We start from the raw sequence: 13,795 nt of genomic DNA, 5'->3' as shown, positions 1-13,795 counted from the left end.
ACTGGATCAATAGTTTATGATGAATGATAATTTATCATCCCAATAATTAAGTCGCGAATGGACACAGGGATAAATCATGCGTTTTTTAACTATTATACTAGGATGTTGCATCATGACCTCTAACACCGCTTCAGCTGATTCAACCCAACTCAATAATAATGCCTATGATTATTCTTTTCATACCTTACGGGGGCATGAACCCTTACCTTTATCTGCCTTTCGAGGCAAGGTTTTGATTGTTGTGAATACGGCTTCCAAGTGTGGTTTCACCCCCCAGTATGCTCGCTTGGAGAAGCTTTATGAAAAATACAAGGATCGTGGATTGGTGATACTTGGAGTTCCTGCAAACGATTTTGGTGGTCAGGAACCCGGTACAGAACAAGAAATTGCCAATTTCTGCCAGGTCAATTATGGGGTTACTTTTCCCATGGCTGCCAAAGAAGTGGTTTCCGGGAAAAATGCGCATCCCTTCTATCTTTGGGCTAAAGAAAAACTAGGATTTGGTACAGCGCCAAAATGGAACTTTCATAAATACCTTATTAACCGCAAAGGCGATCTTGTTGATTATTTCTATTCAACGACTTCTCCGGAAGCAGGGAGATTTGTCAAAGCGGTTGAAAAGGCGCTTGCTGAAGAAGCATAATGCAAACAGAGGATTGAATGGCCATGGGTGCAGCGCAACAGCTGGCATCTAGAGACTCATTTGAGATTGCCTGGATTTTCCAGGCTGTTTACTTGCCCTGGTGATTATTTCAGCATCGTATCCACCAGCGACTTCATTATATACTTGCACAATGCTGTCGAGTAATTGGGCTTTTTCCTGGATTAAATTCAATTTGCTGCGATCCAGATTTATTTTTGCATTAATTACATTGCGGTAATCTCTTGCTCCAGATTTATATTGGGCTAATGCAACTCGATATGCTTTTCTCGCCGCTTGATATCCTTTTTGCGTTTGCAAATAGGATAAATTGTTATTCTGCTCATTGGTAAGGGCATCATCCACATCAGCAAAAGCAGAATGAAGTGTATATAAGTAATCATAATAAGTTGCTTTGAATCCAGCTTTCGCTGATTTAATGTCTGCATAAGAGCTGGCATTGAATATTTTTGTTGATGCAGCAGCTTGGGCAACCCAAATATTTGTACTCAACTTTAGAAGATTTCTTAAATCAACAGACGCACCGCCAATCAAACTGGTTAAGGTGATGGTTGGGAAAAAAGCTGAATATGCCATTCCAATTTGTGCTTCTGCAATTTTTAAATTATTTAACGCAATGATAAGATCGGGACGATTTTTTAAGACGGAAGAAGGTAGTGATGAAGGAATTAAATGACTCAAATTCAACGAAAGCACGCTTCTATGGGTCGCGATAGGTCCTGGGTTTTGATTCAATAACAGGTGAATGGTATTTTCGCTTTGCGCAATGACACTTTCAATTTGAGGAATCTTAGCCTCTTCCTGGGCCAGTTGTTGATCAATATTAATTGGGATTTCAATATTGCTGGCACCTTTTCGGAAGCGAATTTGTTCGAGTTGATGCAGCTTCTTTAAATCGTTCGTCAGCTCCTTCTCAACAGCCAATTGCTCTCTTTGACTCAAGAGCATAAAATAAGCCCCGCTCATTTGGCTAATGATTCCCAATTTTGTGGACTGAGACTGAGCTTGCTCCATAGCTAAAGAAGCCTTTGCCGCTTTAATATTATAAATATTATTTAATATATTTACGGTGTATCTTGGCACAAAGCCAGCGTAGTACCCTCTGAATCTCAAGTTGGACAGATTTGAGAAAAAAGGACTGTTAGCCAATTGTCCTCTGGGTGTGACATGTGAATTCCAAGTTCCCCCAGCAAAACCGGTCGCGGTGGCATCTAGAGTGGGAATCCAGGCATATTGGGCTGCTTTTAATTGTGCTTGAGCTTGTTCAATCGTAGCATACGAGCGTTTTACTGTATCATTACAGGCTAAGGCCTTGGCTATAAGTTGATTCAATTCAGGATCCCGCAACTTATTCCACCATGCAACCCGACTTAAATCCGTTGTACTATTAGTATATTTTATTCCACTACGCGCATTTTTAGGATAATTCACTTGCTCGGGAACGACACAGTTTTTGCAACATCCTCCAAGTAATAGGGCGAAGAGATTGAATAAGATAATTTTAGGTTTCATAATTTCCAATTAATGATTTAGTCGAGCTTCGTTCTAAATATTTTTCCTGTTAAAAGAATCAAAATAAAAGCAATTAACAAAATAGGTAAAATATTGGGAACAATTTGGCTGAAGGTATTTCCCTTCAATAAAATTCCCCGTGCAATTCGTACAAAGTAAGTCATAGGCATACAGTATCCAATCAGCTGTGCCCATTTAGGCATACCATAGAAAGAAAAAATATACCCCGATAAAAACATTGAGGGTAATTGGTAAAAAACGCTTAGTTGCATTGCTTGCATTGGCGTACGTGCAAGGGTGGAATAAATCATGCCTACCATTAAATTGGCAATGATAAAAGGGGCAACTGCTATATAAAGTAAGATAATACTTCCTTCAGTAGGAATATGAATTAAAACCTTTCCAAAAATTAAAATACTGGTAAGTTGCAAGTAACCTAAAACAATATAAGGGATGACTTTGCCAAGAATAATCTCTGTAGGTTTTAACGGGGTACTTAACAACATTTCCATCGTCCCAGCCTCCTTCTCGGAAGTGATGGCAGTCGAGGTAAGCATCACCATAGTCAGGGTAAGTAATACCCCAATTAACCCGGGAACGATATTATAAGAACTGGTATTCGATTCATTATAAAGTCGGTGAATTGTAAGGTCGACACTGCGGGTGCTTTGAGCAGGCAGTGGGGAACCCAATCCTTGTTTATTGAATCCATCCAACGTTTGATTCAATATAGGCAGCGCATTCCCAAGTGCACTGGCACTGCTTCCAGGATCAGAGCCATCAATTTCAACCAGTAATTGTGGATTCTCTTTACGAATGTATTTACGAGTGAAATCAGGAGGAATAGTAAATGCCAAACTGATCTTTCCATTTGCAAAATCCTGATTTTTTTGATGTTCGCTTGTTTCCAGGCTCGTCACTTTAAAATATCCGGAAGCTTCAAGTGCACTCACATAGCTTCGGGTTAGGGGGGAATTATCATAACTAATAACGGTAGTAGGGAGATGTTTGGGATCAAATTCAATAGCAAAACCAAAAAGAATAAGCAGCATAATCGGCAAAATGACCAACATCGCTATCGTGCCCCGATCACGGGTGATCAGGATAAACTCTTTACGTATTAGACCTGCGAGACGCTCTAGAGATAATCCATGTACTAAATTCTTAAACTTCATCGCATCAATCCGATAAACACCTCTTCAAAAGAAGGCGTGGTTTCTTTAAACGACAGTTCATTGTTTTCTTCAATCATTCTGTTGAGTAATTGATAGTTCCTCGAGGAAATACGTAATTCATTATTTACAATAGAAGCGAGCAGCTTGGGATAGGTCTCATGGATTTTTTCCAATAACGAACTTTGTTCATCTCTTTCAGTCTGTACAATGTAAGTTTTCACTTTGGAGTGCGGAATTAAATCTCTGGTCCTACCGGTATATAATAAATTCCCCAGGTTAATATAAGCCAGGTCGGTGCACTTTTCGGCTTCATCCATATAATGGGTTGTTACGAGAATTGTTGTGCCATCACGTAAGGATATTTTATGTAAATAATCCCAAAATTCTTTCCGTGCCTTGGGATCGACACCTGCCGTAGGTTCATCGAGAAACAATAATTGAGGTTTGTGCAATAAGCTGCATGCTAATGCCAGGCGCTGCTTCCACCCACCTGATAAATTCCCTGCCTGTATTTTTCGATAATCTTCGAGTTCAAGATCGTTGATGATATCCTCAATTGCTTGTCTCGAATTCTCGATCTGAAAAATATCAGCAATAAAGCGAAGGTTTTCCTGAACAGTTAAGCCCATGTAAAAACTGAATTTCTGAGGCATATAACCAGTGCGTTTTTTTATTTCATCGCTTTGGGTTCGGATATCATATCCAAGGCATACTCCTTCCCCATCTGTAGGCGTTAGAAGTCCACAAATCATACGAATGGTGGTTGTTTTGCCACTGCCATTGGAGCCTAAAAAACCAAATATAGAGCCTTTCCTTACTTGCAGATTAATATGATCTACAGCGAGTTTTTCATCGAATTTTTTCGTTAGATTTCTCACATCAATTGCAAAATCATTCATCAGGCTAATTCCAAAGTAACAGGTTGACCCAGATGAATTTTTTCCAAATCAGGGGTGTCGATTTTTGCTTCAACTCTGAAAACGAGGCGCTGACGTTCCTCACGCGAATAAATGATAGGGGGGGTGTATTCTGCAATATTGGAAATGTAGTAAATATGGCCAGTTGCAAAATTGGGGTTTGTGTCCGTCTTAAGGGTCACGTGCTGGTTAAGGCGCAGTTGATCGAGTTTTTCCTCTGGGACGAAAAATACGGCTTTAATATTATTTGGGGTAACCAGGGCAAGAACAGGAGCGCCGGCTTGGACAAATTCCCCTTTTGTATAGTAAGTGTCAAATACAATTCCAGGTTCGGGTGCAAAATTTTCCTTGCGGGTCATCTGCCATTTTTTATCGGCAGTATCTACTTGATTATTTTTAATTTTAACATCTATATCAGCAAGCTGATCTTTAGAAATGTTTAAATCTCTTTGGGCTGCATCGAGATCATTTTGGCTGGCTGCATTTTGTTTTTGCATTTCCAGGATACGCCGATAATTGATTTTATTGTACTTGAGTTGGGATAAAATTTGTTGGCGTTGCGCAAGCAGATCTTTTTTACTTAGCTTACTCATTTGTACGTTATAAAGTTCACTGGTTTGTTCCAGCTTAAACAGCAATTGATTGTTTTGGACTTGCTGCCCCCTAAGTACAGCGAGATCAGCTAACCTTCCGCCAAAATCCGCGGATAAGTAAACCAGATCGGTATCCACATATCCGCTAAATGAGTTATTTTCTTGCCCACAGGCTGTGAGTAATAAGATAGTTAGTCCAATGAACAGCAATTTACACATTTCCAACCCATCCTGAGCTTTTGTTGATACTTAGGGAAAATCAGCAGATATGCTAACTGAGGCATTTAATTACGTATATTAAGCGCAACCCCTAAGCGTGTCAAAAAAGTTGTTTGTAAACAATGGGTTTAGTAGCTGATATGATTGAGATGAAGCAAGCTTTCTGTTTTGGAGAAGTTATACGTCCCGTGAAAAGCAAAACGCCAGTCATTTATGACCATGAAAAAGGTTATGTATCTTAAAGAAAACCATTGTTTTTGTCTGGGTGATGCTGATTACCAATAAAAACTGGGCAAGGTAATAGAGAAACATAACCAACACTGCCATTGGCTTATTGTTTAATAAAACAAACAAGTTGATGGATAACACAAAATCAGACAGTAAAAAGAGGCAGGCACCCAATCGAGTTAAAAAAGCGGGTTTTTTCACTTGAAAGGCGAAAAAAACCATTAGGGTAAGTAGGCATAAATAAACAGCTACAGGTGTCTTCATTTCTCCAAGAAAGGGGGATAAAAAATAAAAGCTTATTAGGACAAATGCCAAAACAGGTAAAAAAGAAAGCACATTTTGTTTGCGAAATTGCATGTTTTTTAAAAATAAGCTTATGTAACAACAATGGGTTGCCATAAACGCAAGGATCCCCATTTGCAATGCCATTTTAACAGGGAAGGTTAATAAAATATCCCCAATTAATGAAAATCCCAAGGCAAAAAGTAATAAAACCTTTACTGGCCTTTTGCAATTGACTTGCAAGGTAAAAAGCATCAATAACGCAATGGGAATGGCTTTAAAGAAAGTGGTCGAGGGAAATTGAATCATGGGGAGTAATATAAGATAAAGTACCATGCTGATCAAAATAAAAGGAAGGGTTGTTTTAAACGGATGACCAAGCATGATAAAAGTCCCTGATAAATCAAATATGCTGATTATTTCTAGTATACACTTTATTCAATTATTCTTTAAATTTTGTTTATTTAGGCTATTTGTGGTTTAATAACATGCTTTTTGTGTTTTTTAAGGTCTAGTTATGAAAAAAATAGTCTTCCTTTTGCTCATTGCCTCTTTTTTTTCGGTGAGTCATGCCAGTAAACTCAGTAAATTTTTGAAACATATGGATGAAGAAGATAGAGCCCGTCAGGAACGGGAATGGCAACAAGACATGAATTTTGGAGATTTTTCCTTTCGCTTGGATAGAAGATACACCGATGATCGCGGACAACATTGCCGGGATTATAAGTTTAGATCGCGTAGTAACCCTTTTCGCCATGGATATTATAGCGTTTGTGATGAGCGCTAATGCTCATCTCAAAGGGGCGGGAACCAGCATATAGGCGCTCGCTCTAGACACTGCGTTTAATTGCTGAAATATCGCAAATTAGACGTGTGGATAATTCCCCCTGTCTACATGCCGCGACGTGTTCGCGGCATCCAGGAATGGTCAAGTTGAAGACGAACTCATTCCGCTAATCTATCGAGTAATAAGAGCATAATCATAATTTATCAAGGGTTATCGATGTGATAAAACTGCTGCCTAGGAGGTATGAAAAGTCCATACGCCCTAGATATATTCATTCTATATCCTAGAATAACATCATAGAGACCGAGATTTTCCTCAGGTGATGCAACTTAAATTTAGGATGCATTATGAAAAAGTTTATAATGATTGTTTTGATGCTGGAATTTGCTTCCGCTAATGCCGCCAATATTGCCAATGAGATCCTGTTAAGCAGATCCTCAGAGCAGAAAACTCAAATCCTGAGTAATATTATCAATGCAGCAGGTGAACCATGCATTCCTGTGGGTTCTTTTTATCAAGGTGTTGATCTGAATGATGCGGCCTATTGGAATGTCGCATGTTCAAATGGCAATTCCTATGTTGTTCAAATAGCCAACGATGCAGAAGCCACAACTACCATAATAGAATGCAGTGCAATGAAATCCTTAGGGGCGCCGTGCTTTAAACAATTTGGTCTTTAAATTCTTTTCAAGGGTAACCAATAAACCAAACTTTGAGCCAAGGCCAACTCGCCTGGAGGAAGCATTCTAATATACTAATAAATTACCTGGACCGCAGGGAAAAGCTTAAGACGCTAGATGAACTGGCAAAAGAAATTCAGGAGAAAACGAAGTGGTTTTGAAATGAATGAAGTGTTACTTGATGCAAATAAGACTCACTAGTAGGTTTATTTGTGCGGGCTGTGGAGTTTACCCCAAAAACATCGTTGAAAGATTACTATCTCAGTTTACTGGAAATGATGCTTATTCAAAAATATCTCTACCAAGCATTTGATTTACCTTTACTGAAAATTTGTATTTATTATGAACGTGAGGGGAGGCTGGGCAATTTTCCAAGCCCTGAAGAATTATTTATCCAAGCTAGAGAACATGGGGTAAACAGTCGTAATTACCCTGCATTGTTTAATAGGCTTTCCGCTGATTATGTTTTTCCTAAATATAATCCGATAACTTAAGAGAGTTTTTAGAAAAATATGAGCCTCAAGAGCTGTTGGATAAGATCCGGGCGCAAGTGATTGAGAATTTAATAGGGAGTTACGAAATTTCACTAAAAAGTTTTGATTCAATCCCGTTGAATCCTAAAAATAGATTTACAGTGTAACTTTTTGTGTTATATCTATTAACTATGTATCGTTATAGGTCAATCGGGATATGCAAGCAAAAATAGATATTTATCAAAAAAAAAGACGCCGGCTGACACCTGCTGGATCCACTGCAACTGGGGAAAGAAAAGAAGATTTTACTTATTTATTCCAACAATTCATGCGCACTGATCTGCAACGACAGGATCTCAATAAATTAACTTCAGCAGTTTACGATAGGATTCAACAGGAACTATCCAATGCAGAGAAAGAATTAAGTAGAATCCAATCACAAAAAGGCAATGCAAAAAAGAAAGCTGCTTTAAGGAAAAAGATTGCTAAAAAGAAAAAATGGATAGATGAGGTAGATGAAGCCGAAAACAATCACTTTTCAGCTTTTTGGACGGCCATGTTGCATGGATATCGGGTTGATTTAGTGGTTAATCAACATGAGCATGTTCGCAAACAGGGATTAGTGGTTAAAGAAGCGAATGAAGAGTTTATAAGGTTATTGCGAACAGTTCTTTCACAAGAGATAAGCATTGAAGGAAAAACATATTCCGCCTCCGAGTTAAAGGAATACAAAAATATTCTTAATCGGTTCTTTGACTCAATTAAAACGATCGTTATCGAAAATCGAGACGGAATTAATTCCGAGCGGATCAGGAAGGTCCTTGCTGGTCAGGATTTAACAATCGAGCATAACTGCGTTGGTCATGCCATCTATACGCAACTATATAAACAAAGAAATCAATTGGTTATCACCCATTGCAATCGCGGTAATGGTCAACGAGCACATTATAACCTGGTGTATCGCATTAATATCGCCGGCTTAGATTTAGATGAGTTAAAAAGGGCCCTTGAAACAATTACTGGCTTACAAGTAAAAGAGGGTAATGATAAGGAATATAATAGATTTTATGATCAATATGACAAAACATTAAAAGATTTGGGGTGCAGTTTTAGCCCTGGCACCCATGTAAAATCCCAAAAAATAGGTAATTGTGTATTGGCTAATTTAAAAGGTCTATTAAAGGAACGTTTGCCTGAAGCGGTCTATAAATGGTGCAGTACGGAAATTAGGAATCTAAGCACCATCCAACATTTGATAAATCCACTGTTGCAATCTGGAAAAGACCTAAAAAATAAGCGCTTTAATATAGATACTAATGAGGATTTTTTTCACCTGAGACAATTAATCAACTACATTTTTGATAAGTCAGTGGAAGGACTAGTCAACGGTTATTTTAATAATCCCCGAAAATCTGAAACTCTAAAAAAAGCGTTTAAGGCCATAGGAATTTATGAGGCAGTAATTAATGAGAATAAAAATTTGAGTAGCGCAAATAAGGCGGCTATCAAAAATTATATTCATTCAAAAATAGATATCTATAAAAAAATAACCACCCATGCACCAATGCGAAAACCAGGGTTATTTTATCAAGTACTGTGGAATGAGGCAGATAGAATCCTTTCCTTGTCATCTGTCGAATCCCGTAATAATGAATTTTTCAAACATTTAATCAATAGGGCCGCGAGGAACCCCAATTTTTTTAGTGATATTTATGATTATTTTAAAGGACAAAAAAAAGAACACAGCGGCGCATTGCTTAAATTAGTAGTGACTGAATCTCTAGAAATAATTCGCAATGATTACATGCTAAATGATCCAGAACACACTGCTCTTTACCAACGTTCGCTACAAAAAATACTTTTAAAAGAATGTGAAAAAGACCCCTGTGATCAAGAACTCGTTACTTTATTCACAAATATTCCTTTGACCGCTATTGATCCAACATTCTATACAGCAGCCTCTGCTGCGATGGACGCTCATAAAAACGAGGATAATAAGTATAAAGTGCTTAAATTGTTCTTGGATGCTGCTTTAAACAACAGTGAATTTTTGGATTTATTTGTTCGCAAAAGGAAATCTCCAGTTTCCACATTTTTCGCGCCAATAAAACAAGCTCCCGGAGGGGGCGAATTGTCCTCTTTTTTTAAAGCAGCAGCAAAATTTATTATCGATAATACAGAATGGCCTTTGACCCCAAAAAAATTACAGCAAAACATAGAACAAATGTTTTCTGGCACCGTTGAGCGTGCCGCTGACAAAAATAAAGTAAAAAGATTTTTAGAGCTGTTCTGTTACAAACAATTACTGGACTCTAAAAAAATCAATGAAAAAAATATAAGCCATTGGGCTAATCTCAATGTACTCGCGAATCAATGCAAACAAATTAGCTATTGCCTCCCTGATGCACTGGTAATAACAGACAGTATACTGAACTGTTACCGCAAATTGAAAAATTTACCCTCGATAGCGCCATCAAAGCAAGCTGGAAAAGCCCTGGATGAAGTTCAAAGCATCTGCCTCATGGTTTAGGATAACGCCGGGAATATTTCCGTCTGCAAGTCTAACCTGCCTGACTTGAATCGGGTGCAAGGATTCACTATGCTGTAAAGTATTACCCTTAAGGCAAGATGATTATGACCCCATCTATTACCTTTATTATTCTTTATTCATTGCTGCCTGCTGCATTGATGTTTATTGGTGGAGGAATTGCCAGTATTTATCAGCCGGGTAATCAACTCACAAGTGCTACCCAACATTTTGCTGCCGGGGTGGTTTTCGCTGCAGTAGCCAAAGAACTTCTTCCTAAAATTGGTGCATACCACGATCCTATTGCGCTCACTATGGGGTTTTCCCTTGGCGTATTGGGCATGTTGTTTTTAAAATGGTTGACCAGTAGATTAGAAGATCATGAACAGCAAAAAACCGGTATATCATGGGGATTATTGACTGCAGTGGGAATTGATTTATTGGTAGACGGCATTTTAATCGGCGTCTCTTTTTTAGCGGGGGAAAAAGGAGGGATTCTAATAGCGATAGCCCTCTCCATTGAAATTTTCTTCTTGGGGTTATCGACCACTTCTACTTTAGGTACAAGACAAATAAGAGTACCTATTCGTTTGTTAGCGAGTTTTATTTTAGCGCTCCTGATTCCAATTGGTGCAGGTCTTGGTGCAAGCTTGTTAATTCATTTACCTCAAACCGTTACTAATGTAATTTTATCTTTTGGCGTTGCAGCGCTACTTTATCTCGTTACTGAAGAACTGTTAATTGAGGCACATGAAGTTCGTGAAACGCCATTAATTACCTTATGCTTTTTCATTGGATTTTTGTTGATTTTATTGTTAGAGGGCTTGGCAGCCTAATCAAACTACCAGCTAAATGCGGTGGATGGTATATATGCACTAAGGTTCTTTCCATTCCTTTCCGCATTACTCGGTACCCCAAAGCCAGGATTTTAATGGCTTAGCCTTTTTGCGCGACAGGGAAATCCAATTTGCCACCAATGTTGGATAAAAATAATTCAATTTGCTTGCGTTAATAATACGCATGTGTGCTAAGATCCATTGTTCAAAAATTATCATATTTCATGGAGAGAGTGTATTATGTTTTCAAAATTTATTTCCTCAGGTTGGCCCTCATTTAGTACTTTATTTTCAGAACGTTCTGAAACTAAAGAAGAAAAAGCGAATTATCAATATGAATTAAATGCGGCCGAAGAGAAACAGCTAAGACATGCAGGAAGTAAGCCCAAAGTTGTCGCCCTTTATGATGAACAGGATGGTTCAAGAAACGCAGAACTTGCAATTCAGCATTTTGAAAATGATGGGTTAGACGTTATCAGAGTATCTTCAGATGAGGGAATAGACCATCCTGCTTTTAAAAATGACTCTATTGACGGGATTTATTTACCGGGTGGTTCTGATATTCCAGTTGAAAATGAAAGTGATCCCCGCAAGAAGTTTGAAGGGCAACTGACACAATTGGCCCGTACCCGAGACATCCCCCTTATTGGTGTGTGTCGCGGTGAACAGGCACTTGGGCACCATAATAGGTTGGAAGTAAAAGATTTGCCGGATTATGAAAAGCATTATGCTGGTGCGAATAACGGGAATAATCCTGATGTAAACAATACGGTGGTTGTTGAAAAAGGAAGTCAGTTGTTTGCCGCCTTACAAAATGAATTCAAGGAAGACAATAATGAGGGGCCTATAGAGTATTCGGTCACCTGCCTCCATCATCAGCACATTGAAGAACCTTCAGCTGATAGTGAGCTCAAAGTAACAGGCCGCAATAAATTTGATAATTCTGTCGAGAGTGTTGAACTAAAGACGGGAAATTATTATTCCTTTGGCGTGCAACATCATCCGGAAGTACTAATAAGTTCGTGTGAGATTACAAGAAAGGAAAAAATTATAGAAGCTCAAAAAGAAGCAGAAGAAGCCCGATTTACCTCGAATTTTTTTGATCCAGATCCTGCTATCTATTCGGAAATCAAATATGCCCAAAAAATTGGGGAAGCCTATGCAAAATCACGAGAAGAAAGGGCGGCCAGAGCAGAAATGGGTTTTTTTACAAAGCAGGCTAAAAAACATTTTCTTGAACACGAGGCGAAACAAAAAGCAAAGCAGACTAGTGATGTAGATACACGTAAGGATGAGACTTTATATGCTCTTTGGAGCTAAATTGCATTGTTCCTTATCTCTTATCGCCAGGGAAGGTAATAAGAGGATAGAGCAGGACACGTTCTGATTATTAAATTTTTAAACTTCAGCTTACCAATAAAATTTGTTGCTATTAAGATTTAAAAAATATTAGGTTTCATTTCAATACTCGCATTGATGCAAGTGCCATTTTTTCCAGTGCCTTCTTTCCAATTTTTTTCCAGTACAGCAATAGAGAATTTATTTATTTGAGCGCTATAAAGGTCAAAACAGTAAAATTTCCACAATTCCTATGCGCTAATAATAGTTACTTAATATTTAAATAGTACAATTGAGGCATTAAATAAGCAAATTTAATGTGTTGTATGTATAAAAATGGGGTACGCTATTATGTTTCAGAAATTTTCCGACTATTTATCAGGTTTTGGCTTTGCAACAAAAGATACAAGCGAGGAGAAACCAAAATTCGAGTACAGTCTAGATAAGGATAAGAAAGAGCAATTAAAGGATTCGGAAGAAAAACCGAAAGTTGTCGCACTTTATGATAAATCAGGAGGGACGACTTATTGCGATCTTACAATTGAATATTTAGAAACCAAAGGCTTTGAAGTTATTCCGGTTACACCTCAGGAAGGATTAAGTCATCCCGCGTTTACAGGTAAGGTTAATGGTATCTATTTACCAGGAGGCCCAAATGTTCCGGTAAACGATCACAGGGATCCGCGCAAGAAGTTTGAAGGTGATCTTACCGAACTCGCCCAAACCAAGGATATTCCTCTTTTGGGCATTTGTCGCGGGCAACAAACCGTAGGTCATTTTCATGGTTTAAATGTAACGGACATTCCTGAAGACGCCAATCAACATGAATTACATTATGAGCATTTTGATACAGTTTTTAACGATACTAAGGATCCTACCTATAATAGTAAAGTAGTCGTTGGAGAAGGAAGTCAATTATACAATGCGTTACATTATAAACTGAAACATAAAGATAAAGGGGATATAGAATATAATGTTACATGTCTTCATCATCAACATGTAGAAGAGAATGAAGCGAATTCCAGTCTTCGGGTAACAGGTAGGGGAAAATTTGATGGATTGGTTGAAAGTGTCGAAAAAAGGACAGGGAAATATTATACCCTGGGCTTACAACATCATCCTGAAGCAGTCATAAGTGCGTGTTCGGAGGCAAGAAGAGAAAAAGTTAACCGTATAAAAGAAGAGGCACTTGAAGCTCAAGTTGATGTGAATCATTTTTCTGATCCTGATATCGCATACTATACCACAATTCAATATGACAAAAAACTGCGTGAAGCGTACACTCCCTCAAAGGATGAAAAAGCAGCAAGAGCTGAACTGGGTTTCTTTTCAAAACAAGTCAAACAGCACTACCTTGAGAGTGCTCCAAAAAGAGAAGCATCCATAGTTACGAGGGATTCTTTTCCTTGGGGTTTTTAATCTCAATTCATAACATATCTCCTGCTCCAAGGATGGTTAGCAGAAACCTAACTGTTCTCATTGCAGCTGCTGAGCGGTGAACATTTTGCTCCTAAAGGGTAAACTCTTGTCAGCGAAACCCTATTTACTCCTAAGTATTTTGACGATC

General features: G+C 38.3%; 13 protein-coding genes. 8 read left to right on the top strand and 5 right to left on the bottom strand.

The genetic code is table 11. The annotated features are described in order from the left end of the window. Positions 1–112 precede the first annotated feature (112 nt). Positions 113–643 carry a glutathione peroxidase gene (locus KYQ_RS14740; protein ID WP_010654888.1) on the top strand — a complete coding sequence of 177 codons (531 nt, stop codon included), beginning with the start codon at positions 113–115 and terminating at the stop codon, positions 641–643. A 48-nt stretch (positions 644–691) separates the two neighbouring features. On the opposite strand, the gene KYQ_RS18410 is transcribed toward KYQ_RS14740, so the two are convergent. The 5 genes from KYQ_RS18410 to KYQ_RS14715 all read right to left on the bottom strand — a co-directional run bounded on the left by KYQ_RS18410 (position 692) and on the right by KYQ_RS14715 (position 5,971). Continuing rightward, the gene (locus KYQ_RS18410) at positions 692–2,173 is read right to left on the bottom strand and encodes a TolC family protein (protein WP_019350219.1); all 1,482 of its coding nucleotides are present in this window, start codon (positions 2,171–2,173) and stop codon (positions 692–694) included. Positions 2,174–2,190: 17 nt separating this feature from the next. Continuing rightward, the gene (locus KYQ_RS14730; RefSeq protein WP_010654886.1) at positions 2,191–3,348 is read right to left on the bottom strand and encodes an ABC transporter permease; all 1,158 of its coding nucleotides are present in this window, start codon (positions 3,346–3,348) and stop codon (positions 2,191–2,193) included. Further along, on the bottom strand, positions 3,345–4,247 hold the full coding sequence (locus KYQ_RS14725) for an ABC transporter ATP-binding protein (RefSeq protein WP_010654885.1): 903 nt from the start codon (positions 4,245–4,247) through the stop codon (positions 3,345–3,347). Before KYQ_RS14725 ends, KYQ_RS14730 begins: the two co-directional genes overlap by 4 nt. After that, entirely contained in the window at positions 4,247–5,077 is an 831-nt protein-coding gene (locus KYQ_RS14720; protein ID WP_010654884.1) for an HlyD family secretion protein, read from the bottom strand. The genes KYQ_RS14725 and KYQ_RS14720 overlap by 1 nt, the downstream gene beginning before the upstream one ends. Positions 5,078–5,284: 207 nt before the next feature. Beyond that, positions 5,285–5,971 (bottom strand): lysoplasmalogenase, encoded by a 687-nt coding sequence (locus KYQ_RS14715; protein ID WP_010654883.1) that lies wholly within the window; start codon positions 5,969–5,971, stop codon positions 5,285–5,287. 133 nt (positions 5,972–6,104) lie between these two features. On the opposite strand from KYQ_RS14715, the gene KYQ_RS14710 reads away from it, so the two are divergent. The 7 genes from KYQ_RS14710 to KYQ_RS14670 all read left to right on the top strand — a co-directional run bounded on the left by KYQ_RS14710 (position 6,105) and on the right by KYQ_RS14670 (position 13,647). Continuing rightward, complete coding sequence (locus KYQ_RS14710) at positions 6,105–6,374, top strand: hypothetical protein (protein ID WP_010654882.1); 270 nt, start codon at positions 6,105–6,107, stop codon at positions 6,372–6,374. 347 nt (positions 6,375–6,721) lie between these two features. Then, complete coding sequence (locus KYQ_RS14705; protein ID WP_010654881.1) at positions 6,722–7,054, top strand: hypothetical protein; 333 nt, start codon at positions 6,722–6,724, stop codon at positions 7,052–7,054. A 275-nt stretch (positions 7,055–7,329) separates the two neighbouring features. Beyond that, positions 7,330–7,548 (top strand): hypothetical protein, encoded by a 219-nt coding sequence (locus KYQ_RS14700; protein ID WP_231294564.1) that lies wholly within the window; start codon positions 7,330–7,332, stop codon positions 7,546–7,548. 196 nt (positions 7,549–7,744) lie between these two features. Further along, on the top strand, positions 7,745–10,057 hold the full coding sequence (locus KYQ_RS14695; RefSeq protein WP_010654879.1) for a hypothetical protein: 2,313 nt from the start codon (positions 7,745–7,747) through the stop codon (positions 10,055–10,057). A gap of 104 nt (positions 10,058–10,161) precedes the next feature. Beyond that, complete coding sequence (locus KYQ_RS14690) at positions 10,162–10,890, top strand: ZIP family metal transporter (RefSeq protein ID WP_010654878.1); 729 nt, start codon at positions 10,162–10,164, stop codon at positions 10,888–10,890. 240 nt (positions 10,891–11,130) lie between these two features. After that, positions 11,131–12,210, top strand: coding sequence for a gamma-glutamyl-gamma-aminobutyrate hydrolase family protein (locus KYQ_RS14680; RefSeq protein ID WP_010654877.1), 1,080 nt, complete (start codon positions 11,131–11,133; stop codon positions 12,208–12,210). A 369-nt stretch (positions 12,211–12,579) separates the two neighbouring features. Beyond that, complete coding sequence (locus KYQ_RS14670) at positions 12,580–13,647, top strand: gamma-glutamyl-gamma-aminobutyrate hydrolase family protein (protein ID WP_010654876.1); 1,068 nt, start codon at positions 12,580–12,582, stop codon at positions 13,645–13,647. The last annotated feature ends 148 nt before the right edge of the window (positions 13,648–13,795 follow it).

The organism is Fluoribacter dumoffii NY 23 (assembly GCF_000236165.1).
Lineage (GTDB): Bacteria > Pseudomonadota > Gammaproteobacteria > Legionellales > Legionellaceae > Legionella > Legionella dumoffii.
This window is presented reverse-complemented; position numbering and strand designations above follow the sequence as displayed.

Coding starts and splice junctions, on each gene's coding strand:
- KYQ_RS14740 (WP_010654888.1), top strand. CDS start 113: ATGACCTCTAACACCGCTTCAGCTGATTCAACCCAACTCAATAATAAT.
- KYQ_RS18410 (WP_019350219.1), bottom strand. CDS start 2,173: ATGAAACCTAAAATTATCTTATTCAATCTCTTCGCCCTATTACTTGGA.
- KYQ_RS14730 (WP_010654886.1), bottom strand. CDS start 3,348: ATGAAGTTTAAGAATTTAGTACATGGATTATCTCTAGAGCGTCTCGCA.
- KYQ_RS14725 (WP_010654885.1), bottom strand. CDS start 4,247: ATGAATGATTTTGCAATTGATGTGAGAAATCTAACGAAAAAATTCGAT.
- KYQ_RS14720 (WP_010654884.1), bottom strand. CDS start 5,077: ATGTGTAAATTGCTGTTCATTGGACTAACTATCTTATTACTCACAGCC.
- KYQ_RS14715 (WP_010654883.1), bottom strand. CDS start 5,971: ATGCTTGGTCATCCGTTTAAAACAACCCTTCCTTTTATTTTGATCAGC.
- KYQ_RS14710 (WP_010654882.1), top strand. CDS start 6,105: ATGAAAAAAATAGTCTTCCTTTTGCTCATTGCCTCTTTTTTTTCGGTG.
- KYQ_RS14705 (WP_010654881.1), top strand. CDS start 6,722: ATGAAAAAGTTTATAATGATTGTTTTGATGCTGGAATTTGCTTCCGCT.
- KYQ_RS14700 (WP_231294564.1), top strand. CDS start 7,330: ATGATGCTTATTCAAAAATATCTCTACCAAGCATTTGATTTACCTTTA.
- KYQ_RS14695 (WP_010654879.1), top strand. CDS start 7,745: ATGCAAGCAAAAATAGATATTTATCAAAAAAAAAGACGCCGGCTGACA.
- KYQ_RS14690 (WP_010654878.1), top strand. CDS start 10,162: ATGACCCCATCTATTACCTTTATTATTCTTTATTCATTGCTGCCTGCT.
- KYQ_RS14680 (WP_010654877.1), top strand. CDS start 11,131: ATGTTTTCAAAATTTATTTCCTCAGGTTGGCCCTCATTTAGTACTTTA.
- KYQ_RS14670 (WP_010654876.1), top strand. CDS start 12,580: ATGTTTCAGAAATTTTCCGACTATTTATCAGGTTTTGGCTTTGCAACA.